Annotated in this window: 33 protein-coding genes and 1 pseudogene; 32 read left to right on the top strand and 2 right to left on the bottom strand. The window is 49.7% G+C overall.

What is annotated here, in order from left to right; translation table 11 throughout:
* The first annotated feature begins 15 nt into the window (after nt 1-15).
* The 27 genes and pseudogenes from rpsS to carA all read left to right on the top strand — a co-directional run bounded on the left by rpsS (nt 16) and on the right by carA (nt 16,119).
* A complete protein-coding gene (gene rpsS / locus R3I13_RS15480; protein ID WP_120516921.1) occupies nt 16-282 on the top strand; it encodes a 30S ribosomal protein S19 in 267 nt (88 codons plus the stop codon).
* Between the two features lie 127 nt (nt 283-409).
* The gene (rplV, locus tag R3I13_RS15475; RefSeq protein WP_119078754.1) at nt 410-760 is read left to right on the top strand and encodes a 50S ribosomal protein L22; all 351 of its coding nucleotides are present in this window, start codon (nt 410-412) and stop codon (nt 758-760) included.
* 53 nt (nt 761-813) lie between these two features.
* On the top strand, nt 814-1,608 hold the full coding sequence (rpsC, locus tag R3I13_RS15470; protein ID WP_346318858.1) for a 30S ribosomal protein S3: 795 nt from the start codon (nt 814-816) through the stop codon (nt 1,606-1,608).
* A 51-nt stretch (nt 1,609-1,659) separates the two neighbouring features.
* Nucleotides 1,660-2,079 carry a 50S ribosomal protein L16 gene (gene rplP / locus R3I13_RS15465; protein ID WP_119078756.1) on the top strand — a complete coding sequence of 140 codons (420 nt, stop codon included), beginning with the start codon at nt 1,660-1,662 and terminating at the stop codon, nt 2,077-2,079.
* 63 nt (nt 2,080-2,142) lie between these two features.
* Nucleotides 2,143-2,346, top strand: coding sequence for a 50S ribosomal protein L29 (gene rpmC / locus R3I13_RS15460; protein WP_346318857.1), 204 nt, complete (start codon nt 2,143-2,145; stop codon nt 2,344-2,346).
* Nucleotides 2,347-2,451: 105 nt separating this feature from the next.
* A complete protein-coding gene (rpsQ, locus tag R3I13_RS15455) occupies nt 2,452-2,709 on the top strand; it encodes a 30S ribosomal protein S17 (protein WP_120516916.1) in 258 nt (85 codons plus the stop codon).
* Between the two features lie 75 nt (nt 2,710-2,784).
* The gene (gene rplN, locus R3I13_RS15450; protein ID WP_109698268.1) at nt 2,785-3,153 is read left to right on the top strand and encodes a 50S ribosomal protein L14; all 369 of its coding nucleotides are present in this window, start codon (nt 2,785-2,787) and stop codon (nt 3,151-3,153) included.
* Nucleotides 3,154-3,347: 194 nt separating this feature from the next.
* Nucleotides 3,348-3,686, top strand: coding sequence for a 50S ribosomal protein L24 (gene rplX / locus R3I13_RS15445; RefSeq protein WP_346318856.1), 339 nt, complete (start codon nt 3,348-3,350; stop codon nt 3,684-3,686).
* Nucleotides 3,686-4,261: a 50S ribosomal protein L5 gene (gene rplE / locus R3I13_RS15440; RefSeq protein WP_346318855.1), complete on the top strand. Its 576-nt coding sequence runs from the start codon at nt 3,686-3,688 to the stop codon at nt 4,259-4,261. Before rplX ends, rplE begins: the two co-directional genes overlap by 1 nt.
* A 6-nt stretch (nt 4,262-4,267) precedes the next feature.
* Complete coding sequence (rpsN, locus tag R3I13_RS15435) at nt 4,268-4,537, top strand: 30S ribosomal protein S14 (RefSeq protein WP_123848634.1); 270 nt, start codon at nt 4,268-4,270, stop codon at nt 4,535-4,537.
* Between the two features lie 92 nt (nt 4,538-4,629).
* Nucleotides 4,630-5,028, top strand: coding sequence for a 30S ribosomal protein S8 (gene rpsH / locus R3I13_RS15430; protein WP_346318854.1), 399 nt, complete (start codon nt 4,630-4,632; stop codon nt 5,026-5,028).
* A 115-nt stretch (nt 5,029-5,143) separates the two neighbouring features.
* Nucleotides 5,144-5,698, top strand: coding sequence for a 50S ribosomal protein L6 (gene rplF, locus R3I13_RS15425; RefSeq protein ID WP_346318853.1), 555 nt, complete (start codon nt 5,144-5,146; stop codon nt 5,696-5,698).
* 120 nt (nt 5,699-5,818) lie between these two features.
* Complete coding sequence (gene rplR / locus R3I13_RS15420; RefSeq protein ID WP_346318852.1) at nt 5,819-6,172, top strand: 50S ribosomal protein L18; 354 nt, start codon at nt 5,819-5,821, stop codon at nt 6,170-6,172.
* Nucleotides 6,173-6,231: 59 nt separating this feature from the next.
* Nucleotides 6,232-6,750, top strand: coding sequence for a 30S ribosomal protein S5 (rpsE, locus tag R3I13_RS15415; RefSeq protein ID WP_346318851.1), 519 nt, complete (start codon nt 6,232-6,234; stop codon nt 6,748-6,750).
* Between the two features lie 75 nt (nt 6,751-6,825).
* Nucleotides 6,826-7,011 carry a 50S ribosomal protein L30 gene (rpmD, locus tag R3I13_RS15410; protein ID WP_120516907.1) on the top strand — a complete coding sequence of 62 codons (186 nt, stop codon included), beginning with the start codon at nt 6,826-6,828 and terminating at the stop codon, nt 7,009-7,011.
* Between the two features lie 95 nt (nt 7,012-7,106).
* On the top strand, nt 7,107-7,553 hold the full coding sequence (gene rplO / locus R3I13_RS15405; RefSeq protein WP_346318850.1) for a 50S ribosomal protein L15: 447 nt from the start codon (nt 7,107-7,109) through the stop codon (nt 7,551-7,553).
* Between the two features lie 79 nt (nt 7,554-7,632).
* Nucleotides 7,633-8,976 (top strand): preprotein translocase subunit SecY, encoded by a 1,344-nt coding sequence (secY, locus tag R3I13_RS15400; RefSeq protein WP_346318849.1) that lies wholly within the window; start codon nt 7,633-7,635, stop codon nt 8,974-8,976.
* 122 nt (nt 8,977-9,098) lie between these two features.
* Complete coding sequence (map, locus tag R3I13_RS15395; RefSeq protein ID WP_346318848.1) at nt 9,099-9,917, top strand: type I methionyl aminopeptidase; 819 nt, start codon at nt 9,099-9,101, stop codon at nt 9,915-9,917.
* Between the two features lie 256 nt (nt 9,918-10,173).
* Complete coding sequence (gene infA / locus R3I13_RS15390) at nt 10,174-10,392, top strand: translation initiation factor IF-1 (RefSeq protein ID WP_012789309.1); 219 nt, start codon at nt 10,174-10,176, stop codon at nt 10,390-10,392.
* A 34-nt stretch (nt 10,393-10,426) separates the two neighbouring features.
* Nucleotides 10,427-10,543 (top strand): 50S ribosomal protein L36, encoded by a 117-nt coding sequence (gene rpmJ / locus R3I13_RS15385; RefSeq protein ID WP_072360626.1) that lies wholly within the window; start codon nt 10,427-10,429, stop codon nt 10,541-10,543.
* A gap of 46 nt (nt 10,544-10,589) precedes the next feature.
* On the top strand, nt 10,590-10,970 hold the full coding sequence (gene rpsM, locus R3I13_RS15380) for a 30S ribosomal protein S13 (protein ID WP_346318847.1): 381 nt from the start codon (nt 10,590-10,592) through the stop codon (nt 10,968-10,970).
* A gap of 105 nt (nt 10,971-11,075) precedes the next feature.
* The gene (gene rpsK, locus R3I13_RS15375) at nt 11,076-11,474 is read left to right on the top strand and encodes a 30S ribosomal protein S11 (protein WP_119078771.1); all 399 of its coding nucleotides are present in this window, start codon (nt 11,076-11,078) and stop codon (nt 11,472-11,474) included.
* A gap of 167 nt (nt 11,475-11,641) precedes the next feature.
* On the top strand, nt 11,642-12,247 hold the full coding sequence (gene rpsD / locus R3I13_RS15370) for a 30S ribosomal protein S4 (protein ID WP_346318846.1): 606 nt from the start codon (nt 11,642-11,644) through the stop codon (nt 12,245-12,247).
* A gap of 72 nt (nt 12,248-12,319) precedes the next feature.
* Complete coding sequence (locus tag R3I13_RS15365; protein ID WP_209142585.1) at nt 12,320-13,315, top strand: DNA-directed RNA polymerase subunit alpha; 996 nt, start codon at nt 12,320-12,322, stop codon at nt 13,313-13,315.
* A 107-nt stretch (nt 13,316-13,422) separates the two neighbouring features.
* Nucleotides 13,423-13,773 (top strand): annotated as a pseudogene (gene rplQ, locus R3I13_RS15360) (50S ribosomal protein L17); the annotation flags it as partial.
* 323 nt (nt 13,774-14,096) lie between these two features.
* On the top strand, nt 14,097-14,903 hold the full coding sequence (locus R3I13_RS15355; RefSeq protein WP_346318845.1) for a hypothetical protein: 807 nt from the start codon (nt 14,097-14,099) through the stop codon (nt 14,901-14,903).
* A 130-nt stretch (nt 14,904-15,033) separates the two neighbouring features.
* Nucleotides 15,034-16,119 (top strand): glutamine-hydrolyzing carbamoyl-phosphate synthase small subunit, encoded by a 1,086-nt coding sequence (gene carA, locus R3I13_RS15350; RefSeq protein WP_346318844.1) that lies wholly within the window; start codon nt 15,034-15,036, stop codon nt 16,117-16,119.
* 818 nt (nt 16,120-16,937) lie between these two features.
* Here the strand turns inward: carA and R3I13_RS15345 are convergent.
* Together R3I13_RS15345 and R3I13_RS15340 are read right to left on the bottom strand one after the other, a co-directional pair.
* Nucleotides 16,938-18,134 (bottom strand): pyridoxal phosphate-dependent aminotransferase, encoded by a 1,197-nt coding sequence (locus R3I13_RS15345; RefSeq protein WP_346318843.1) that lies wholly within the window; start codon nt 18,132-18,134, stop codon nt 16,938-16,940.
* A gap of 107 nt (nt 18,135-18,241) precedes the next feature.
* Nucleotides 18,242-18,643: a DUF1573 domain-containing protein gene (locus R3I13_RS15340; protein ID WP_346318842.1), complete on the bottom strand. Its 402-nt coding sequence runs from the start codon at nt 18,641-18,643 to the stop codon at nt 18,242-18,244.
* A 217-nt stretch (nt 18,644-18,860) separates the two neighbouring features.
* Between R3I13_RS15340 and R3I13_RS15335 the strand changes: the two genes are divergently transcribed.
* The 5 genes from R3I13_RS15335 to R3I13_RS15315 all read left to right on the top strand — a co-directional run bounded on the left by R3I13_RS15335 (nt 18,861) and on the right by R3I13_RS15315 (nt 24,503).
* Nucleotides 18,861-21,236: a thiamine pyrophosphate-dependent enzyme gene (locus R3I13_RS15335; RefSeq protein ID WP_346318841.1), complete on the top strand. Its 2,376-nt coding sequence runs from the start codon at nt 18,861-18,863 to the stop codon at nt 21,234-21,236.
* A 103-nt stretch (nt 21,237-21,339) separates the two neighbouring features.
* A complete protein-coding gene (locus R3I13_RS15330) occupies nt 21,340-22,272 on the top strand; it encodes a J domain-containing protein (protein ID WP_346318840.1) in 933 nt (310 codons plus the stop codon).
* 18 nt (nt 22,273-22,290) lie between these two features.
* A complete protein-coding gene (locus R3I13_RS15325) occupies nt 22,291-22,635 on the top strand; it encodes a hypothetical protein (RefSeq protein WP_346318839.1) in 345 nt (114 codons plus the stop codon).
* A 597-nt stretch (nt 22,636-23,232) separates the two neighbouring features.
* Nucleotides 23,233-23,394: a hypothetical protein gene (locus R3I13_RS15320; protein WP_346318838.1), complete on the top strand. Its 162-nt coding sequence runs from the start codon at nt 23,233-23,235 to the stop codon at nt 23,392-23,394.
* 155 nt (nt 23,395-23,549) lie between these two features.
* Nucleotides 23,550-24,503 carry a D-2-hydroxyacid dehydrogenase gene (locus tag R3I13_RS15315; protein WP_346318837.1) on the top strand — a complete coding sequence of 318 codons (954 nt, stop codon included), beginning with the start codon at nt 23,550-23,552 and terminating at the stop codon, nt 24,501-24,503.
* Nucleotides 24,504-24,559 lie beyond the last annotated feature (56 nt).

The following is a 24,559-nucleotide window of genomic DNA, read 5'->3' as shown; positions in this document are numbered from 1 at the left end:
TAAATAAACAAACACATGGGTCGTTCCATTAAAAAAGGTCCTTACGTAGACTTTAAATTAGAAAAGAAGGTAGAAAAACAGAACGAAGGCACCAAGCGTACGGTTATCAAAACCTGGAGCCGCCGCTCTACGATCACTCCCGACTTTGTGGGCCACACTTTTGCCGTTCACAATGGCAACAAGTTCATCCCGGTTTACGTAACCGAGTTCATGGTGGGTCACAAGCTGGGTGAGTTTGCGCCTACCCGCAACTTTAAAGGACACGCTAACAAGAAAATGTAGTATCCGTTTTTAAAGTTTCCCGTTTTCGGTTCCGCTGAGACAAACAGTTAGGAGAAAAGAAAGCCACAGGAAACAGCGAGGCCGGAAGCTGAAACAAGAAACTTATATAACACAGAAACAAATAACAATGGAAGCAGTAGCTAAGCTGAACAATAATCCAACCTCCACCCGCAAAATGCGTTTGCTTGCAGACCTGATCCGCGGCCTGGATGTTGAGAAAGCTTTGAATATTTTGAAATTCCATCCTAAACACCCGAGCACTCCGCTGGAAAAGCTGTTGCTGAGCGCAGTGGCCAACTGGAAAGTGAAGAATGAAGGCGCAAGGGTAGAAGATGCCAACCTGTTCGTTAAGACCGTGTTCGTAGACGGTGGCCGCGTTCTCAAAAGGATGCGTCCGGCGCCGCAGGGCAGGGGTTACCGTATCCGCAAGAGAAGTAACCACGTAACAATTGTTGTAGACGGCCGTGCTGCACAATAAGGCAAACTGTAGGAAAAATTATATTTAAACTCATAGACAAATAAAACCAGAACATGGGTCAGAAAACAAATCCTATTGGTAACAGGTTAGGTATCATCAGAGGATGGGACTCTAATTGGTATGGCAGCAAAAAAGATTATGCTGTCAAGCTGATCGAAGATAACAAGATCAGGACTTACCTGAACGCACGTATCAACAAGGGCGGTATTTCCCGCGTGGTGATCGAGCGCACGCTGGGTAAGCTCATCATTACCATTCATACCTCCAAACCTGGTATCATCATAGGTAAAGGCGGTAACGAAGTGGATCGCATCAAGGAAGAGCTGAAGAAGCTGACCGGTAAAGAAGATGTTCAGATCAACATCCTCGAGATCCGTCGCCCTGAGGTGGATGCTACCATCGTTGCTGAAACGATCGCAAAACAGATCGAAAGCCGCATCAACTATAAACGCGCCATCAAAATGGCGATAGCTACCGCGCTCCGCATGGGTGCCGAAGGTATCAAGGTGAAAGTAGGCGGCCGTTTGGGCGGTGCTGAAATTGCGCGTTCAGAAGAAATGAAGCAAGGCCGTGTGCCCCTGCATACTTACCGTATGGACATCGACTACGCTTCCCTGTTCGCTCTCACCGTTTACGGTAAGATCGGTATCAAAGTATGGATCTGTAAAGGTGAAGTACTGGGTAAACGCGACCTGAACCCGAACGCAGTTTCCGGTAAGGAAGAAGGCGGGCGTACAGGCGGCGGCGAGCATCGCGGTGGCGATCGTGGCGGCCGTGGCGGAGAAAGAAGAGACAGGCCCGGTGGTGGTGACAGAAGAGGTGGTGGAGACCGTGGTCCGCGCAAATAATCACACAGCCGTTAGAAATATCATTTAAACAACTTTTTAACAACATAAACGATGTTACAGCCCAAGAGAACGAAACACAGGAAGATGCACAAAGGCCGCATCAAAGGTAACGCAAAGAGGGGCGCAGCTCTTTCTTTCGGTTCATTCGGCCTCAAAGCATTGGAACCTAAGTGGATCACAGACCGCCAGATCGAAGCTGCGCGTGTCGCTCTGACCAGGCATATGAAACGTGAAGGTAACGTGTGGATCCGTATATTCCCCGACAAGCCTATCACGGCCAAACCGCTGGAAGTGAGGATGGGTAAAGGTAAAGGTGCTCCTGACCATTGGGCAGCCGTAGTGAAGCCCGGTCGCATCCTGTTTGAAGCAGACGGTGTTCCCCTGCAGGTAGCTAAAGAAGCTATGGAGCTGGCGGCACAGAAACTGCCGATCAAGGTGAAATTCGTTGTGCGCCGCGACTTTGTTGCCTAATGCATGGTGGCCAACGCCTGATCAATTAAACAAACCTGATAACCAGAAACAAAATTTAATACAATGCCTAAAGTAGCAAAACTGGATCTTAAAAGCCTGAGCGACCAGGATCTGAAAGACAAACTGTCCGAAGAATCGCTGCGCCTGAAAAAGATCACGTTCAGCCACGCGGTTACACCGATCGAAAATCCCATGAGCATCCGTTTCATGAGAAGGGAGATCGCCCGTATCCAGACTGAAATTCGCAGAAGAGCGCTGGGATTCTAAGGGATCCTTGCCGGGAGGGGAGATAGTGATAGCTATTGCAACCAGCAAACAATAAACAATTTTATAGCCGCGTAACAGCGGTTTGGAGGTAAAATAACTTTCAAAATGACCGAAAGAAAATTAAGAAAAACCAGGATTGGCGTAGTATCCAGCAACAAAATGGATAAGACTGTTTCCGTAAGCGTTGAGCGTAAGGTGAAACACCCGATCTATGGTAAGTTCGTAAAGAAAACCACCAAATTCATGGCGCACGACGAAAAAAACGAGTGCAGCATTGGTGATACCGTACGGATTATGGAAACCCGTCCGCTGAGCAAGAACAAATGCTGGCGCATGGTGGAGATAATCGAAAAAGTAAAGTAATTATTCATTTGTTTCAAGCTGCCGGAGCCGTAAGGTACCTGTAGCCTCTGCCAAACAATTAACAAACGTATTACGATGATACAACAAGAATCAAGGCTGAACGTAGCTGATAACAGTGGTGCCAAAGAAGTACTCTGCATCCGCGTGCTCGGCAACTCCGGACAGGATTATGCCGGTGTAGGCGATAAGATTGTAGTAACGGTAAAAGATGCTATCCCCGGTGGTGGCATGAAGAAAGGCACCGTAACCAAAGCTGTTATAGTTAGAACGAAGAAGAAGCTCCGTCGCCGCGACGGTTCTTACATCCGCTTCGACGACAATGCCGTTGTATTGCTGAACAACTCCGACGAGCCCCGCGGTACCCGTATTTTCGGTCCGGTTGCCCGTGAGCTTCGCGATAAAGGATACATGAAGATCATCTCCCTGGCGCCTGAGGTGCTTTAAGGAGTCGATATAACGGTTTCGGATCTGGGATTCAAGTTGTGACGGTAAAGGGATTATGTATACAGAAAACCTTTATTTGAAAGCTGGAATTCAAGATCCGAAATCTTTGCATATCTTTGCAGCCCGTTTAAAAAACGACATAATATTAATCAAGCGGAGCAAAAGTTCTGCTTGGCGTTTAAACAAACAAACAGATGAAAACTAGATTTAAGCCTAAGTTCAACATTAAGAAAGGCGACCTGGTGGTGGTGGTAACCGGCGATGATAAAGACCGGACCAAGCCCCGCAAGGTGTTGGAAGTAATTACCGACAAAGCCCGTGTATTGGTGGAAGGCGTGAACATTATCACGAAACATACCAAGCCGACTGCCCAGAATACCAAAGGCGGTATTGTAAAGCAGGAAGCGCCGATCGCTATTTCCAACGTAATGTTGTGGGACGCTAAGGCTGGCAAACCTACTCGTGTGGCCCGCCAGAGAGAAAACGGTAAAGTAGTTCGTATCGCTAAAAAATCAGGGGAGGTAATTAAATAATGGCAAACACATCATATCAACCCAGGCTGCAAACCAAATACCGTGCAGAGGTAGTGAATGCTTTGCAGAAGAAATTTAACTATAAGAGCGTAATGCAGGTTCCCCGCCTTACCAAGATCTGCCTGAACCAGGGCATCAACGGTGCGGTGAGCGACAAGAAGCTGGTGGATATCGCAGTAGATGAAATGACCCGCATCGCCGGTCAGAAAGCTATCGCGACCATGTCTAAAAAGGACATCTCCAACTTCAAACTGCGTAAGAACATGCCGATCGGTGCACGTGTGACCCTGCGCGGCGTGAACATGTACGAATTCCTGGACAGGCTGATCGCCGTATCCCTGCCCCGCGTGCGTGACTTCAAAGGTGTGAACGAAAAAGCTTTCGACGGCCGCGGTAACTATACCCTGGGCGTAACCGAGCAGATCATCTTCCCGGAGATCGACATCGATAAAGTGACCAAGATCACCGGTATGGATATCACTTTCGTGACCACTGCCCAGACCAACGAAGAAGCTTACGAGCTGCTGAAAGAACTGGGTATGCCGTTCAAGAACATCAAAAAAGATAATCAATAATATCACATGGCAAAAGAATCCGTAAAAGCCAGACAAAGAAAGAGAGAGGCAATGGTAGCCAAGTTCGCTGAGAAACGCGCTGCGCTGAAAGCAGAAGGTAACTACGCAGAACTGGACAAACTGCCTAAAAACGCATCTCCCGTTCGCCTGCACAACCGTTGCCAGCTGTCCGGCCGTCCGAAAGGTTATATCCGTCAGTTCGGCATCTGCCGTAACATGTTCCGCGACATGGCGCTGGCTGGTAAGATCCCCGGCGTTCGCAAAGCTTCCTGGTAAGCAGTGCCGAAAGGCTCAAGTAGTATTTGATTTTCCTTTCTATATCGATTGGATATCGCATTGTAATAACTTATTGTAAACTAATTCAAACAATGGTTACTGATCCAATAGCAGATTTTCTTACACGTATCCGCAACGCCCAGATGGCAAATCACAGGATCGTGGAAATCCCGGCTTCAAAACTGAAGAAACGTATTACCGAAATCCTGTACGACAAAGGTTATATCCTGAAGTACAAGTTCGAAGAGGACAACAAACAGGGCCTCATCAAGATAGCGCTGAAGTATGACCCGCAAACCAAGGTGCCTGCGATCCAGGACCTGCAAAGGATCTCCCGTCCCGGTCTGCGCCAGTACTCCAAGCCCGGCGAATTCAAACGCATCAAGAATGGCCTGGGCGTGGCTATCATCTCTACTTCCAAAGGTGTAATGACCGACAAGGAAGCAAAAGCACAGAATGTAGGTGGCGAAGTAGTTTGCTACATATACTAATATATTTTTCCCGTCCCGGTTCAACCCGGGACGGGATACGGCATATCTGACAATTAAGCCTTCTATACGGGCTGAACACGGGATGCCGGAATCACAACAATAAAACTGACTGATTATGTCACGTATAGGCAGAGCTCCTATTAAATTGGCCAGCGGTGTTACCGTAAACGTATCCGCTGCAAACGAGATCACCGTGAAAGGCCCTAAAGGCGAACTGAAACAGGTGATCGACCGCGATATCAAAGTGGAAGTGAAAGACGGCGAACTGAACGTGATCCGTCCTACCGACCAGATCCGCCACCGCGCCCTGCACGGTTTGTACCGCGCGCTGATCTCCAACATGGTGACCGGTGTTACCGAAGGTTTCAAGAAACAGCTTGAACTGGTGGGTGTAGGTTACAAGGCTGCGAACGCAGGTCAGTTGCTGGACTTATCTTTAGGTTATTCCCACAACATCATTTTCGAGGTTCCGAAAGAGCTGAAAGTAACCACGCTTACTGAAAAAGGCCAGAACCCGAAGATCATGCTGGAAGGGATCGACAATCAACTGCTGGGCCAGGTTGCCGCCAAGATCCGCAGCCTCCGCAAACCCGAGCCGTACAAAGGTAAAGGTGTGCGTTACAGCGACGAAGTGGTACGCAAAAAAGCAGGTAAATCTGCCGGTAAATAAGCGTAGCCTCCGGCTGACACTAAACAGAATTATTAAACCAGCAGCAAATACCGGGATAGCAATATGCCGGTATTTGCTGAACATAGTCCCGGCAGCATCGGGCCTTAAATACACTTAGTAATGATTACAAGACTTAACAGAAGACAGAATATCCGCTACCGTATCCGTAAAAAGATCAGCGGAACTGCACAAAAGCCGAGACTGTCTGTATTCCGCAGTAATTCAGACATCTATCTGCAATTGATCGACGATACCAACGGCACTACCCTGGCAGCAGCCTCCACCCGTGAGAAAGCGATCGCCGGCGCAGCTGGTACCAAATCAGAGAAAGCCAAATTGGCGGGCGCAGCACTGGCTGCAAAGGCTGTAGCGGTAGGCATCACCACCTGTGTATTCGACAGGAGCGGTTACCTCTACCACGGCCGTGTAAAAGCAACTGCTGACGGCGCACGCGAAGGTGGCCTGATGTTCTAGTCCGGTAAAAAGGATTAGAAGAATAAACAATCTGATATCGTAATTCTTATTAAATAAAAATGGCAAAGAATTCATTCAATAAAGTAAAAGCTGGCGATCTGGAGCTGAAAGAAAAGGTTGTGGCTATCAACAGGGTTACCAAAACCACCAAAGGCGGCCGTACTTTCAGTTTCTCCGCGCTGGTAGTTGTAGGTAACGAGAACGGTGTAGTGGGTCACGGTCTTGGTAAAGCCAAGGAAGTGCAGGAAGCGATCACCAAAGGTATCGACGACGCGAAGAAGAACCTGATCAAGATCCCGGTACATCACGGCACTATTCCTCACGACCAGCTGGCGAAGGAAGGAGCTGCGAAAGTGCTGATCAAACCGGCTGCCCATGGTACCGGCGTGATCGCGGGTGGTTCTATGCGCGCTGTGCTGGAAAGCGCCGGCATCACGGACGTTCTGGCAAAATCCCTGGGTTCCGCTAACCCCCACAACGTGGTGAAAGCGACCTTCAAAGCCCTGGGCCTGCTGCGCGAACCGATAGCGATCGCTAAAACGCGTAACGTGTCCCTGAAGAAAGTATTCAACGGATAAGCACCTGATTCCAAATCCCGGTTCCGGCTGCGATGCCGGCGCACGGTATTCTTCATTGGAAATATTATAGAAAAAATGGCAAAGATCAAGATCACCCAGGTAAAGAGCGGTATCGATCGTCCGGAACGTCAGAAGCTGACCCTGTTGGCTCTCGGACTGAAAAAGATGAACAACACCGTAGAAGTGGAAGCTACCCCCCAGATCCTGGGTATGGTACGCAAAGTAAACCACCTGGTGAAGGTGGAAGAAGTGAATGCATAATGTAAAATTTTCATTTTTATATTGGCATCTTACTTTTTTGAATTATCATTGTAAAAGCGAGCGGTTGATTTCCGCGTAAGTAAAACAATTCAATCATGAACTTACAGAATTTAAGGCCTGCAAAAGGCGCAGTACATAAGGAAAAACGTTTAGGTCGTGGTGAGGCATCCGGTAAAGGCGGTACTGCTACGAAAGGTAACAAAGGTGCGCAATCCAACACCGGTTACTCCAGCAAAAGAGGCCACGAAGGCGGTCAGATGCCTATCCAGCGCCGTTTGCCCAAACGCGGTTTCATTCCCATCACCCGTACTGAATATAAAGTATTCAATGTTGGCCAGCTTGAGCAGATCATCGAGAAATACGGTATCCAGGAATTCTCCCTCGAAAACCTGTATATGAACGGCCTGATCAGCAAGACCAACAAGGTGAAAGTCCTTGGTCACGGAGAACTGAAAAGCAAAGTAACGCTGAAAGTGAACGCGATCAGCGAGAAAGCCAAATCAGCCATCGAAGCAGCCGGTGGATCTGTAGAACTGGTTTAAGAAATTACGATAGAGAAGGCGCCTACGGAGTAGTGCGTCTTTTCGAATTTTACACGCGTTATTAAACTCTTATCTTCCTGTGAAGAAATTTATCGAAACCATAAAGAACATCTGGAGCATCGAGGACCTGCGTAAACGCATTCTCACCACGCTGCTCCTGGTACTTGTGTACCGTGTGGGCTCCTATATCACCCTTCCCGGTCTCGATCCCAACCAACTGGCCAACTTTTCAGAAACATCCCAGAAAGGTATTCTCGGGCTCTTCAACATGTTCGCCGGCGGATCCTTCTCGCGTGCATCCATCTTCGCACTGGGCATCATGCCGTACATCTCGGCGTCCATTGCCATACAGCTGCTGACCATCGCTGTTCCCTACTTCCAGAAACTGCAGAAGGAAGGAGACAGCGGCCGCAAAAAGATCAACCAGTACACCCGCCTCCTCACCGTGATCGTAACCGCCTTCCAGGCCAGCGCATATGTTGCCTACCTGAGAACGCAGTCTGCCGCGGCGCTGATACCAGAATACGGCACGTTCCTGTTCTGGCTGTCCACCACGGTTGTGCTCACCGCCGGTACCCTGTTCGTCATGTGGCTGGGTGAAAAGATCACCGATAAAGGAATTGGTAACGGTACTTCCATCATCATCATGACCGGTATCCTTGCCCGCCTCCCCGAAGCGCTGCTCCAGGAGTTTACCCTGAAAACAACCGGCGCAGGCGGCGGCTTGCTCATCTTCCTCGTGGAGCTGGCATTCTTCATCCTGATCACCATCGGTCTCATCCTGCTGGTACAGGGCACACGCAAGATACCCGTGAACTACGCAAAACGTATTGTCGGAAACAAACAATATGGCGGGGTACGCCAGTTCATTCCCCTCAAGGTGAATGCAGCCGGTGTAATGCCCATCATCTTCGCACAGGCCATCATGTTCATCCCGGCTACCGCTATAGGCTTCGCCACTCAAAGTGAAAACGCATCCACCTTCATCCGCATCTTCAGCGACCATACCAATCCCTGGTACAACGTGATCTATGCAGTGCTCGTGGTAGTGTTCACCTTCTTCTATACAGCGCTCATCTTCAACCCCACGCAAATGGCGGATGAAATGAAAAAGAACAACGGCTTCGTGCCCGGCGTTAAACCCGGTAAAGCGACCGCGGACTATATCGGCGCTGTGATGGACCGCATCACCCTGCCCGGCGCGTTCTTCCTCGCCCTGGTAGGTATCATGCCCGGCATCGCCGCTGCGCTCCGTATCAACAGCAATTTCGCAACCTTCTTCGGTGGTACCTCACTGCTGATCATGGTAGGCGTAATCCTGGATACCCTGCAGCAGATCGAAAGCCAGCTGCTCATGCGCCACTACGATGGCCTGATGAGCTCCGGCCGCATCAAAGGCAGGACCACGCCGGCCAACGCTTAATAGCTTCTTACACAATATTGACAGCCATCCGGAACCAAAGTTTCAGGATGGCTGTTTTGTTATAAGGCATTCCGCGCCGCGGTGCCGTACCGAATCACCAATTTTACCTAATTTCGCGTGTTATGATCCATTATAAGACGAAAGAAGAAATAGAACTGATCCGTGAAAGCGCACAGCTCGTTAGTGCCACCCTGGCTGAAGTAGCCTCCAGGCTGAAGCCGGGCATGAGCACGCTGGATGTGGACGCCATCGCCGAAACATTCATCCGCGATCATGGGGCGGTGCCCTCATTCAAAAACTATAAAGGTTTTCCCAATACCTGCTGCATATCCGTGAACGAAGCCGTGGTGCATGGCATTCCCAACGCATACACGCTGCGGGAGGGCGACATCGTGTCCGTAGATGTGGGCGTGTACAAGAACGGGTTTCATGGTGACAGTGCGTATACCTTTGCCATTGGCGAAGTGCCCACACATGTGCAGAAACTGATGGCCGCTACGAAAACCGCGCTGGCCAAAGGCATTGAGAAAGCAGTGGTGGGTAACCGCGTGGGCGATATTGCCTATGCCATCCAGGAGTACGTGGAGAAGGAGAGGGGCTACGGCGTTGTAAGAGAGCTGGTAGGCCATGGCCTGGGGCGTAACCTTCACGAAGACCCGCAGGTGCCTAATTACGGCCGCAGGGGCAGTGGCGCGGTATTGAAAGAAGGGCTGGTGATCGCGATAGAGCCGATGGTGAACCTGGGCACCCGCGATGTGGAATACCTGGAAGACGGCTGGACGGTGGTAACGCGCGACCGCAAGGCGAGCGTGCACTACGAGCATACCGTGGCGGTAGCGAAAGGGAAACCTGATGTATTGTCAACCTTTGCCGAAATAGAAGTTGCCGAGAAGGCAAATGCTGCGTTATTTTCCGGGCATATAGCCGCGGCCGTGTCCTGATGCGGGCTGCATTTATGACAGGGAAATCGGTATATTTGCTGCCTGTTGGGGAAAAACGGGAGAAATACCGGGTGGGGCCCGGCCAATGATTATATAGTTTTCAACTTTATAACTATCTGGGACTGAATAACTTTTATCAAGTCTACAGGATAATTCTAAAAGTTATCCACATGGTTGGGCTTTTTAAAAGATTATTTCGGGTATTTTTTTCGGTTTCAGAAACTTTTATGGTATCTTTGCATTCCTAAAAATTTTTATGGCGAAACAGGCATTGATTAAACAGGATGGTATAATTCTGGAAGCCTTATCAAATGCGATGTTCAGGGTAAAACTGGAGAACGGACACGAGATATTGGCTACCATTTCTGGAAAAATGAGGATGCACTATATTCGCATCCTGCCGGGAGATAAGGTTGGCGTAGAGATGAGCCCTTACGATTTGAGCAGGGGTCGTATAATTTTCAGGTATAAGTAAAAAACAACTCTGGTAGATTTATAACTATTGACTCATGAAAGTAAGAGCTTCCATCAAGAAAAGAAGTGCAGACTGCAAGATCGTTCGCCGCAAGGGTAAATTGCTGGTGATCAACAAAAAGAATCCCCGTTTTAAACAACGCCAGGGTTAATCAGCATCTGTATCTCAATTAAACGAATAAAAACTAAACAATTAATATGGCACGTATAGCCGGTATTGATCTTCCTAAAAACAAAAGAGGTGAAATTGGTCTGACTTATATCTTTGGTATTGGTCACTCCACCGCCGTATATATCCTGGACAAAGCAGGCATTGATTTGAACAAAAAGGTGAAGGACTGGAATGACGACGAGCAAGCCGCCATCCGTAACATCATCAACAGCGAACTGAAAGTAGAAGGCCAGCTCCGTTCCGAGGTGCAGATGAATATCAAGCGCCTGCTGGATATTGCCTGCTACCGTGGTCTGCGTCACAGGAAAGGTCTGCCGGTTAGAGGCCAGCGTACCCGTACCAACAGCCGTACCAGGAAAGGTAAGCGTAAAACGGTTGCAGGTAAAAAGAAGGCACCGAAGAAATAGTAAGATCCCTTTGCCGGGTTTACTCTTTCCAGATCAGGGGAGTTGCGGCATAAAGGGTTTTTATATCAACGATCTGGAATTTCATAGTTGGAATTTTAACGAATTATGGCAAAAGCAACTAATACAAAAGCTGCCGCTAAAAAGAGGGTAGTAAAGGTGGACAACTTCGGGGATGTACATATCTCTGCAAGTTTCAACAACATCATCGTGAGCATCACCAACAAGCAGGGTCAGGTTATTTCCTGGTCTTCCGCTGGTAAAATGGGTTTCAAGGGTTCTAAGAAGAACACTCCTTACGCTGCCCAGCTGGCTGCATCCGATGCTGCTAAAACCGCTTTTGACGCAGGTCTGAAAAGAGCAGATGTATTTGTGAAAGGTCCCGGCGCCGGCCGTGAGAGTGCGATCCGCGCTATCTCCAATTCCGGTATCGAGGTAACCCTGATCAAAGACGTGACTCCGCTGCCGCACAACGGTTGCCGTCCTCCCAAGAAGAGAAGGGTATAGTCAACGCATTTTCTTGTACGAATTATCCGTTACAATGAACATTTGTATCGGGTAATTCGTATTCGTAATGAATAAGTAGTATATTTATTAATCACAGTGGGTGTGCGATCGAATTTTAAGATTTTTAAATGAGCGTACACCGGAACTAAAAATCTGAACCACAGAACATGGCAAGGTACACAGGTCCCAAGACCAAAATCTCCAGGATCTTCGGAGAGCCTATCTTAGGCAATGGCAAGTATTTAGGCAAGAACAGCAACCCTCCCGGTCAGCACGGCGCACAGCGCAAACGTAAGCAACTGGGCGAGTACGCGCTGCAGCTGAGAGAAAAACAAAAAGCAAAATACACTTACGGTGTGCTGGAAAAACAATTCCGCAACCTGTTCGAAGAAGCTAACCGCAGGAAAGGCGTTACCGGTGAGGTATTGATCAAACTGCTGGAAGCCCGCCTGGACAACACCGTATTCCGCATGGGTATCGCTCCTTCCCGCCCCGCAGCCCGTCAGCTGGTGGCTCACAAACACGTAACCGTGAACGGCGTGATCGTGAACGTTCCTTCTTATCAACTGAAACCCGGTGATGTGGTAGGTCTGAAAGAAAAGACCACCGGCAACACTTCCCTGACCAGCGCTATCCGCGGTAAAAACCCGAAATTCAGCTGGCTGGACTGGAATGAGAAAGATATGAAAGGTACTTTCATCGCGTATCCTGAGAGAGAAAGCGTTCCTGAGAACATCAAGGAGCAGCTGATCGTGGAATTGTACAGCAAGTAATAAGTTATAGCCACCTTAACGGGTGGCTTTAACCATATAACATACGTTAAAACTCAAAAATCAAGCATATCAATGGCAATTCTTAATTTCCAAAAGCCTGACAAGATCGTTTTGCAGAAGTCTACCGACTTTGAAGCTCAATTCGAATTCCGTCCATTAGAACCAGGTTATGGTGTGACAATCGGTAACGCGCTCCGCCGTGTACTGTTGTCTTCATTAGAGGGCTATGCCATTGTGGGAATAAAGATTGAAGGCGCCGATCACGAGTTTGCCACCCTGAAAGGGATCACGGAAGACGTGACTGAGATCATCCTCAACCTGAAACAGGTACGATTCAAAAAGATCGTAGAGAATGAAGTAAGCAGCGAAAAGATCCAGATCTCCATCAAAGGCAAAACCGAGTTCAGGGCTGATATGATCGAGAAAGCCACCAACTCTTTCCAGATCATGAACCCCGAACTGCTGATCTGCACCCTTGACCCTTCCGCTAAGCTGGACATTGAACTGACCATCGGCAAAGGCCGCGGTTATGTGCCGGCTGAGGAGAACAGGCCCAAAGATGCCATCTTCGGCTATATCGCTATCGACTCTGTATTTACGCCGATCAAAAACGTGAAATACAGCATCGAGAACACCCGTGTGGAACAAAAGACCGACTACGAAAAGCTGATCATGGAAGTGATCACCGACGGTACCATCCACCCGGAAGAAGCGGTAAAACAAGCTTCCCGCATCCTGATCCAGCACCTGATGATCATCACCGATGAAAACATCAGCTTCGATACGAAAGATGCTGAGAAAGAAGATGTGGTAGACGAACAGACCCTGCAGCTGCGCAAGATCCTGAAAACTCCCCTGGAAGACCTGGACCTGAGCGTACGCGCATTCAACTGTCTGAAAGCCGCCAAGATCAACTCCCTGAGCGAACTGGTACAGTACGAACAGGAAGAACTGATGAAATTCAGGAACTTCGGCCAGAAGTCCCTCAGCGAAATCGAACAGGTTCTGGGCGAACGCGGTCTGCACTTCGGTATGGACCTGTCCAAACTGAAACTGGACGAAGAATAGTAAACATATTATCCGGATCGCGATGCCGCATGGTGTCGCGATCCGTTTTTTAATAACAAGTACCTTGTAATTCCTGACACGGTGCAAGGGAACACAAAACAAATGTCATGCGTCACGGAGTAAAATTAAACAGGCTGAGCCGTACTTCCGCTCACCGTAAAAGCCTGATGAGCAACCTCGCCATCGAGCTGATCAGTCACAAACGTATTCAAACCACCCTGGCAAAAGCTAAAGCACTGCGCGTTTACATCGAGCCGCTGCTGACCCGCGCCAAAGTTGACAGCACTCACAACCGTCGTACCGTGTTCAGCTACCTGCAGGATAAAGAATCCATCCAGGAACTGTTCGGTACCATCAGCGAAAAGATCGCCAACCGTCCCGGCGGTTACACCCGCATCATCAAACTCGGCAAAAGGGTTGGTGACAACGCGGAAGTAGCCCTGATCGAACTGGTAGACTTCAACGAGATCTACGGTAAAACTGCAGCTGCCGAAAAAGCGCCTGCCAAGAAGACCCGTCGTGCAGGTGGTGCTAAAAAGAAAGCAGACGAAGCCGCCCCGGCCGCTCCCGCTGCTGAAGAAAAAGCCGCTGAATAGTTTATCTGAACGATATACAAAAGGGATAAAGCATGTGCTTTATCCCTTTTTTTATGTTATAATGTTGAGTTACAAAGCTTCCCGGAGAAAGAATGCTTTTCTTTCCCGCTTAAATGGATCATTACCTTAAAAGATATATCAAAAAATCGTAATTTAGCTTTGAGCATGACCAACACCTATACCCTATGTATTACCTGAAATGCAGTCATTGCGCGGAAATGAGCGCCATGAAATCCGAATACATCACCTTCTGCGACCACTGCGGCAAAAAGTTCCCGCTCACATATGCCGACTGGAAAGCCCAGCACCCTGATGGCACGGTTGACGGATACCGGCAGGAGCAGGGGATACCCGAAGAAAAATACCAGGCCATCCTGAAAAAGCGCCACCGCCACCGCTTCGACCTGAAAGGCAAAGCCGCGCTGATCACCGGCATCGCAGTGCTCATCGCCTGCGGCACCCTGAGTGCATTTTATGGTCCCGAACTGGTGAAGATGTTCCGCGAGCCGAAAGTATCGCAGGCTATGCTGGAGATGGAGAACTGGCGCACTTTCAGGGGCAATATCCTCCGCATCCAGAGCCCGTTGTCATTATCCCCCGCGTCAGTAAACGATGCGCTTAATATGCGCAAAAAGGCTTTTAAAGGCGGCAGCTACGCGGATGGGCTGGTGATCTCGATGGAAGAAGCAGTGCACCTTTCACAGTCACACCTTGAGCTGCAAACAACAGCGCAGGAAATAATGGTGGCGATGGAAAAAACAGCCGGCGTATCCCGGTTCAGCTATAAGGCCCGGGAACTGGACCTCAACGGCCAGCGCGCGCAGCTGCAGCAGGGCAGTTACATCCTCCAGCAAAATTCACCGATGGAATTCACCAGCCTGGTAGTGGTAAACGGCGGATCGCGCGTACAGCTGCTGGTGACGCACCCGGCTAACGATGAAACCGGCCGCCAGGTGGCGGAAAAGATCATGCGCTCCGCGCTGATGAATTAGATCGTAAAAACCTGTTCAAAATTCATAATCTTGCCCTAACTTTGCACAGTTTTAACCGTCCCTTCCGGGGACATAAAAAAAGAAAGGGTAAGAAGAAATGCCGCAGACTACCAGATCCACACAGCCGGCCATGCTGTTGTTAGAAGATGGCACCGTATTCCATGGCAAAGCGTTCGGGAAAGTTGGAACCGCAGCCGGGGAACTTTGTTTTAACACCGGGATGACCGGGTACCAGGAGGTATTCACTGATCCTTCCTACAAAGGGCAGGTGCTGATCATGAACAACTGTTACGTGGGTAACTATGGTACCAAAAATGAGGATGTGGAGAGCAGCAGTGTGAAGATCAGCGGGTTGATCTGCAAGAACATCGCCCATAATTTTTCCCGCAAAATGGCCGACGAATCGCTGGCCCAGTTCCTGGAAGAAAATAACCTGGTAGCCATCCACGAAGTGGATACCCGCGCGCTGGTTTCACATATCCGCAGCAAAGGCGCGATGAACTGCATCATTTCCTCTGAAATATTGGATGAGAAGGCGTTGCAGGCCAAGCTGAAAGAAGTTCCTTCCATGGAAGGGCTGGCACTCTGCGCGGAAGTATCCACCAAAGAGCCTTACTACGTAGGCGATCCGAATGCGGAGATCCGCATCGCGGTGATGGATAATGGTGTGAAGCGCAATATGCTGAAATGCCTGTCTGAAAAAGGCGCTTACCTGAAAGTACATCCCACGCAAACATCTTTCGAAGAGTGCGAAACGTTTAAACCGCACGCATACTTTATTTCCAATGGTCCTGGCGACCCTGCGCCGCTTACTTACGCGGTAAATACGATCAAAAAAGTGCTGGAAGCTGGACGCCCCCTGTTTGGCATCTGCCTGGGCCACCAGCTGCTGGCCATGGCCAATGGCATCCCTACTTACAAGATGCACCACGGCCACCGCGGTCTGAACCACCCGGTAAAGAACCTGCTCACCGGCAAATGCGAGATCACGACGCAGAACCATGGTTTTGCAATTGATGCAAAAGCTGTTGCATCATCTGAAAATGTTGAGATCACGCATGTGAACCTGAACGACCAGTCGGTAGAAGGTATCCGGATCAAAAACAAACCTGCGTTTTCCGTGCAATACCACCCCGAATCCACCCCGGGCCCGCACGATTCCCGCTACCTGTTCGATGATTTCTTTACGATGATCCGTGCGAACATGCCGAAATAAGAGGCAAATAATTCACAAATACATTTGAGAAAGGCTTCCGATGGGAGCCTTTTTTCATGCCCTGGAAGCCGCACGCACAAAGGTGTTTGAAAGAATTACCATCTTTTAAAAACGGCGAACGGTCCTGAGGAATCAGGACCGTGCATTTTAAAATTCCACGTTATGAAAACTAGCGAAAGGTACTATGCGGTTTAAGCACAATACCCACCTTGTCTTTTCATTACATGACAATAATATGAAAAAAATGGCGAGTTGCTCTTGCAAAAAGGGGGTAAGTTTTCTTGAAATAGAGGAATTACAATTGCAATCGGTTGGAAAATGAAATTAGTTGAGAAAGGAGGAAAAAAAATACGGCTCTGTGAACAGAGCCGTTTGCCTTTATAAATTCCACGTTATGAAAAACTGATACAAAAATATGTTGTTTAGCTAAAACGTTTTAGTTTGTCGCTGTATTTTTTACTTTCAATTGATAATGCAAAGGTCGTGTCATTTTCCCAATTGTCAAAATTCTACAAGTTAAATTTTTGCTAAGCAGGTTTAGATTTTTGCAGAACTTGTATGTTGTTTTTTCAGCATCTATTTCTTTTCTCACCTTTGCGTCCCGATTACACAGTAAAAATAGCTATAAAATTCAAATTACAAAACTCTATTTCTAAAAATTTAAGGCTTCAGTGTCTAAAAACATTATATAGAATTTTTTATAATGCGAATTCGTTGTATTGACAAGCATTCCAGCCTCCGATTTTGAAAACATGATTTTTGTCAGGTTTTGAAAGGGTAATGTTTTTTTAACATTATTTTAAAACTTTTTGCCGGGTTTATTGTACGCGGCCGGGGTATACTTCCAGCGCTTTTGCCAGGCATCCCATCGCTTTTGCGATATTTTCCCGGTTCAAAACGTAGGCAAGCCTTACTTCCTGCTTCCCGAGGCCGGGAGTAGCGTAAAAACCTGTGCCAGGAGCGAGCATCACCGTCTGCCCTTCGTGCGAAAAGCCCTCCAGCAGCCACTGGCAGAACTTATCCGCATCGTCGATCGGGAGCCGTGCCATCGCGTAGAAAGCGCCGCCGGGATTGGGGCAGAACACGCCCGGGATCTTGTTCAGCAGGCTCACCAGCAGGTCGCGGCGGCTCTGGTATTCTTCCTTGATCTCGTCAAAATAGTTGTCCGGCAGGTCCACAGCGGCTTCTGCAGCGATCTGCGCAAAGCTGGGCGGGCTCAGTCTTGCCTGCGCAAACTTCATCACAGCATCCAGGATGGCCCGGTTGTGGGTTACTACCGCGCCGATCCTCGCGCCGCAGGCGCTGTACCGCTTGGAAATGGTGTCGAACACCACGACGTTGTTGTCCAGCCCGCTGAGGTTCAGCGCGGAAATATTTTCCCCGTCGTACGAAAACTCGCGGTAGGCTTCATCGGAAAAGAGGAACAGGTTGTGCTTCAGGCAGATCTCTTTCAACACTTCCATTTCCGCGCGGCTGTAGAGGTAACCGGTAGGATTGTTTGGATTACAGATCATGATGGCCTTGGTCTTCGCCGTGATCAGCTTCTCGAAATCGCCGATAGGCGGCAGCGCAAAGCCGGATTTGATGCCGGAAGTAACAGGCACTACCTTCACTTCCGCTTCAACGGCAAAACCGTTGTAATTGGCGTAAAAAGGCTCCGGAACGATCACTTCGTCGCCGGGGTCCAGGCAGGCCATAAAACCGAACAGGATCGCCTCGGAACCACCAGTGGTCACGATGATCTCGGTATGGTCTACTGTAATGTCGAATTTCTTGTAATAACCGGTCAGCTTGCGGCGGTAGCTTTCATTGCCGGCGCTGTGACTGTATTCAAGGATCTTGAAGTTGGAGTTCCGTACCGCATCCAGTACGGGCTTGGGGGTTTCGATGTCTGGTTGGCCGATGTTAAGGTGGTAAACCGTAACTCCTTTCTTTTTAGCGGCTTCCGCATAGGGAACCAGCTTGCGGATCGGAGAAGGCGGCATTAGTTGACCACGTTCGCTGATGTTAGGCATTTTGCTGTCTTTTTTTGCGTTGCAAAGTTAAGGGAATGAAATGTTCTATAACAAAAAGGCCCCCCGATTATTGATCGGGAGGCCATTATGCAGAATTATTGTTCGCTTTAATTCTCTACTGTACCGGTGAGGAACAGTTCTTTTTCCTGGTCTACCCCTTTGAGCTTTACATAAACCGTTTTCATCGGTTTGCCCACCTGGTTGGCGCTGTAGGTCGCGGTGATCGTGCCGGTTTTGCCAGGCAGGATCGGCTCCACGGTCCATTTCGGAGTGGTGCAGCCGCAGCTGGGTTTCGCAGCTTCGATCAGCACGGGCTCTTTGGAGATATTCGTGAATTCAAAAGTTACGGTAACGGGTTTGTTGAACTTTGTTTTCCCGAAATCAACGGTTTCCTTTTTGAATTTCAGCTTGGCATCCACAGCGTTAGCTGCGCCGCCACCCTGAGCCTGTGCCCACACAGCGGTGGTTACCAGTAAAGTCGCAAATAGGGATACGATAAACTTTTTCATTTTCAATTGGGTTTTAAAACGATTGGTTAAAACGTGACGTTCTTTCCAGTTTCCAAAATCAAATTTACGGCCAAAAATTGATCCGTAGCTATCAAGATATTAAAAATTTCTTAAAAATTAATTATGAGCGGTTTCCGGGAGGCATTTACCCATTCATCAATTTCCCCTACATTTGTGCTTTAACACGGATGGCATGATCGAAAACAACGAATTAGCTATGAATTTGCAAAGCCAGTTATCATTTGAAGAGTTCCGGAAAGAGGTGCTGAATGATTTCCGACTGGCTTGCATCAGCAGGGAAGTAAGCCTGCTGGGCCGCCGGGAGGTACTCACCGGCAAGGCCAAATTCGGCATCTTTGGCGATGGAAAGGAAGTGGCGCAGATCGCGATGGCCAAATATTTTAAACCGGGCGATTTCCGTTCGGGGTATTACCGGGACCAGACCTTTGCCTTCGCCAGCGGCATCGCCACCGTGGAACAATTCTTCTCGCAATTATATGCCGACCCCAGCATTGAGAACGACCCGTTTTCCGCAGGGCGGCAGATGAATTCGCATTTCGCCACGCCAAATATTAATGCCAATGGCGAATGGCTGAACCTCGCTTCCATGAAGAACACCGCGGCAGACATGGCGCCTACCGCCGCACAAATGCCGCGCGCGCTGGGCCTGGCCTATGCGTCCAAGCTCTTCCGCGAAGTGCCGGAGCTGAAGGAATACCAGCATCTTTCCCACGAAGGCAACGAAGTTTGTTTCGCTACTATCGGCGACGCCTCTACGAGCGAAGGCCATTTCTGGGAAACCATCAATGCCGCCGGCGTATTGCAGGTGCCGCTGGCCGTTTTCGTATGGGACGATGGCTACGGCATTTCCGTTCCGAGAAAATACCAAACCACCAAAGGCTCTATCAGCGCAGCTTTGGAAGGGTTCCGCAAAACAGAGGGCACCAACGGTTTTGAAATATATAACGTAAAAGGCTGGGATTATGCAGGCATGTGCGAAGCATTCGAAGAAGGCATCCGCAAAGCCCGCGAAACCCACGTGCCAGTGCTTTTCCACGTGGAAGAGATCACACAGCCGCAGGGCCATTCCACTTCAGGCTCACACGAACGGTATAAAAGCAAAGAGCGCCTGGCATGGGAAAAAGAATTCGACTGTAACCTGAAGATGCGCCAGTGGCTGCTGGAGAACGCCCTGGCAGATGAAAAAATATTGCAGCAGATAGAAGCCGAAGCTAAAACTATCGCGCAGGACGGCCGTAAAAAAGCCTGGGAAAAATACATCGCGCCGATCAAAGACCAGGTGCAGGCTTTCCTCGGGCATTGCCAGCAGATCGTGGATGAAGGCCGCGGAGACGTTGAATTTGTGAACAGCGTGATGCAGGAACTTTCCGCCAACCGCGAACCGCAACGGAGAGACATCCTGAAAGGCGCTGCAGGCATACTTTTCCGGCACAAACGTAATTTCTCCGGCGCGCTGGATGAATTGCAGCTGTATTACGACAACCTGCTGCTGCTGGAAAAAGAAAATTACAATACCTACACATATGCCGCCGGCGCCAATTCAGCGCTGAACGTGGAAGAAGTGCCCGCTATTTATGCGGACGATGCGCCTGTTATCAATGGTTACGAAGTGCTGAACAAGTATTTCGACCAGCTGTTTACCCACCACCCGCTGGTATTCGCTTTCGGGGAAGATGTGGGAAAGATCGGCGACGTGAACCAGGGCTTTGCCGGGCTTCAGCAGAAACACGGCAAGCTGCGCATCGGCGATACCGGCATCCGCGAGCTTACCATCATGGGGCAGGGGATCGGCATGGCTTTGAGAGGTCTGCGACCCATTGCGGAGATACAGTACCTGGATTACCTGCTGTATGGCCTGCAACCGCTCAGCGACGATGTGGCTTCATTGCAATACCGTACCAAAGGCACGCAGTTTTGCCCGATCATCGTGCGCACGCGCGGCCACAGGCTGGAAGGCGTCTGGCATTCAGGCTCGCCCATGGGTATGATCATCAATTCCCTGCGCGGCATGCACGTATGCGTGCCCCGCAATATGGTGCAGGCTGCGGGCATGTACAATACATTACTGCAGGCGCACGAACCGGCGATCGTGATCGAATCGCTGAACGGGTACCGCCTGAAGGAAAAACTGCCGGAAAATCTCCACAACTTCACGGTGCCCCTGGGCATCCCGGAAGTGTTGCACAGCGGGTCAGACATTACGATCGTTTCCTACGGCTCCACCCTGCGCATCATCGAAGAAGCCATGCAGATCCTTGCCGTACAGGGCATTTCCTGCGAGCTGATCGATGTGCAGACCTTGCTGCCGTTCGACATAGCGCATTCCATCCTTGATTCGCTGAAGAAAACAAACCGCATACTTTTTGTGGATGAAGACGTACCCGGCGGCGGTACCGCTTACATGTACCAGCAGGTAATGGAGAACCAGGGCGGCTACCGCTGGCTGGACGTAGCGCCCCGCACGCTCGCGGCGCAACCGCACAGGCCTGCATACGGTTCCGACGGGGATTATTTCTCCAAGCCGAATGTGGAAGATGTGGTGAAAGTTGTAATGGAAATGATCAGGGAGTAGCCTCCTGCATATATTTTTTATGATGGCAGCGCCCCCTGTATAACCTACAGGGGGCGTGATTTTTTAACAAGCGCTTCAATTTGAGTGTTATTATAACAGGCATATGGAATACAAGGATTATTATAAAATACTGGGCGTAGATAAAAAAGCCAGCGCCGCCGACATCAAGAAGGCGTACCGTAAGCTGGCCGTGAAATACCACCCAGACAAGAACCCGGATGATAAAATTGCCGAGGAAAAATTCAAGGAGCTGAATGAAGCGTACGAAGTATTGGGCGATGACGAGAAGCGGAAGAAGTATGATGAATTCGGCGAGAACTGGAAGTATTACGAACAGGCGGGCCAGAACGGCGGGGATTTTGATTGGAACCGATGGAGGGCTTCGCAGGGCGGGCGGCAACAGCAGCAGTATGAAGACATGGAAGGCATGTTTGGCGACAGCGGGCAGTTCTCCGATTTTTTTGAGCATCTTTTCGGCGGCGGTTTTCGCAGCCGCGCGCAGCAGGGGAGGCCCAGGAGCCGCCGTGGCAGCGATCTTCAGGCAACCATGCAGGTAAGTCTTGACGATGTATACCTGGGCGCCACGCGGCAGATCGAAGTGAACGGCCAGAAGCTCAACCTGAAAATAAAACCCGGCACTTATAACGGGCAGGTATTGCGGTTGAAAGGAAAAGGGCGGCCGGGGCAGAACGGCGCTGAGGCGGGCGACCTGCTGATAGAGGTGGAGATAGCGCAGGATGCGCGGTATGAGCTGAAAGGGAAAGACATTTATATGGATGTGCCGCTGGACATGTATACGGCTGTATTAGGCGGCAAGCTGCAGGTGGCGGTGCCCGGAACCCCGCTGCAGTTAACGGTTCCGGCGGGCACAGACAGCGGGCGGCTGTTCCGGTTGAAAGGCAAAGGTCTTCCCGCGCCGGAAGGCAGCAGGGATGCGCCGGGCGACCTGTATGTGAAAGTGATGATCGCCGTACCGAAGAACCTAAGCGAGCAGGAGAAAGAGTTGTTTACGCGTCTGGCGGAGATGAGAAAGTAACCTGAAAATCTTACGCATATGTTACAGACTATCGATTACCTGGATGAGATCCTGGAGCGGCAGCACCGGGCGGCGGCGGAGATGGCGCCGGAGTTTTATGCCAGTGAGTTGCTGGAAGCGCTGGGTTACCGGCTGGCGGAGGCTTCGGGGGCGATAGAGCGGGCGATGCGGGCTTGCGCGGCATTGCATATCCCGGTGGAGTTGAATTTCAGGAGAACGTATTGTTGTAATGAGGGCGGGATGGAGGAGGATTGGTTATTGAGCGGGCTGGCGGGGTATTTCCTGGTGGTGAATTGCGATCCGCGGCACCCGGCTGTTGCGCGGGCTCAATTGCTCCTGCTTAATAGACGTTATTCATTTTAATTCGTACAGAATTGTTTTTCAATATATTGGTTGTTCATTTTACTACTAATGTTCATTCCCCGTTCATTGTACCGTCACACATCCGTGGGATACTGGAAAAGGATAAATTGCAATTCATTAACAAATAACAAAATTGCTTAGACGGTTCAAATAGGCTGAAAACGGGGGCCGTTTCTCTACGGGGCGGCCTTCCTTCAGTTTCTTTTTCCTTTGAAACGGTATGTTTATTAACAACCTTAGTAGGCAGAAGAATCTTAACCATTCCTTTGATAACTATTAGTCAGAACCTGGCACCTGGTTTTTAAAAATTGTTTAACCATCATCCTTTGATTGCTGGCGGAAAGTCAGAAAAAACAGGTCCAGGTTTTTTAACCCTCCGGGATTTTTTCTCCACTTTAGCAGTATACAGGCATGAGCGCGTGTTTGGTAATCCGTTTTAGATATGCATACATGCAGACATCTGAGTGAGGAAAAATTCAACCAAAATAAAATGTAAACTGAATTATGGAAGCCAGATGTATCAGGTGCAGCACTATTGTACATTCTCACAAGAAGCTTTCTGAATTGAAATGCAAATGCGGCGGTCAGCTCCAAAGAATGCGTTTTATAAGGCTTATAGAAGGCACTCATCCGCTCGGGAAAGAACACAATCTTGAATTGAACGGCAAACTCTGCTACGGGACCTACCGATCGGTATTCGGCAACTTCGTGATCGATAAGGTCAACAATACCTTCCAACGCGTCAACTTATTGCGGTAACATCTTTTTATAGCAGGCAGTCCCTGCGTTCCTCCGGAGGCTATTATTAACCAGGCTAACAACCAGCTATCGCAGGAGGAACGCAGGGTTTGCCGTGTCCTCTTCCATCCCTTCCCGGAATTCATTACTTTTATCCCTTCACCATCCTCACTTCCATGAACATCACAGTACTGGACGGCTTCACCCTCAACCCGGGAGACCTCAGCTGGGACGCGCTGAAAGCCCTGGGCAACGTAAAGGTATTCGACAGAACGCCGCCTGAAATGGTGGCGGAGCGCGCAAAAGGAGCTAATATCGTGCTTACCAACAAAGCCGTCGTCAGCGCGGAAACGATCAATGCATTGCCGGAACTGCGATACATCGGCGTGATGGCAACTGGCTATAACGTTGTTGATATCCAGGCGGCCAATGCGAGGAATATCACAGTTTCCAATGTGCCCGCTTATAGCACCGCTTCCGTGGCGCAACTTACTTTTGCGCTGCTGCTGGAACTTTGCCAGGGCGCGGGCCTGCATTCATCCAGCGTGCATAAGGGCGAATGGGCCGGTTCAGGGGATTTCAGCTACTGGAAAATGCCGTTGACGGAACTGCAGGGTAAAACCCTTGCCATTATTGGCTTCGGGCAGATCGGGCAGGCGGTGGCGAGAATTGCTATGGCCTTTGGTATGAAGGTGATCGCCAGCCACAAACATCCTGAAAGGGATAAAATGGAAGGCGTGGTTTTTAAAGACCAGGCTGCCTGTTTCAAAGAAGCGGATGTGGTGTCGCTGCATTGCCCGCTGAATGCGGAGAACAAAGGTTTTGTAAATGCTGCGCTGCTTTCAGTCATGAAGCCTTCCGCATTCCTTATCAACACCAGCCGCGGCCCGCTCATCAATGAAGAAGACCTGGCGCAGGCGCTGAACGGCGGTACGATCGCCGGCGCCGGCCTCGATGTATTGACCACCGAGCCGCCCCCGTCGGGCAACCCTTTACTTTCCGCTAAAAACTGCGTAATAACGCCGCACATTGCATGGGCCAGCAAAGAAGCCCGCGGCCGGCTGATGGAAAAAGTGGTATCGAATGTAAAGGCCTTCCGGGAAGGGAAGCCGGCGAATGTGGTGAAATAAGATACTTTAAAATAAAAAGGCCGGAAAGCAATGCTCTCCGGCCTTTTCTTTATCAG

The organism is Chitinophaga sp. YIM B06452 (assembly GCF_039655965.1).
GTDB lineage: Bacteria > Bacteroidota > Bacteroidia > Chitinophagales > Chitinophagaceae > Chitinophaga.
Note: the sequence above shows the minus strand (reverse complement) of the source record. Positions and strands in the feature narration are given on the sequence as shown.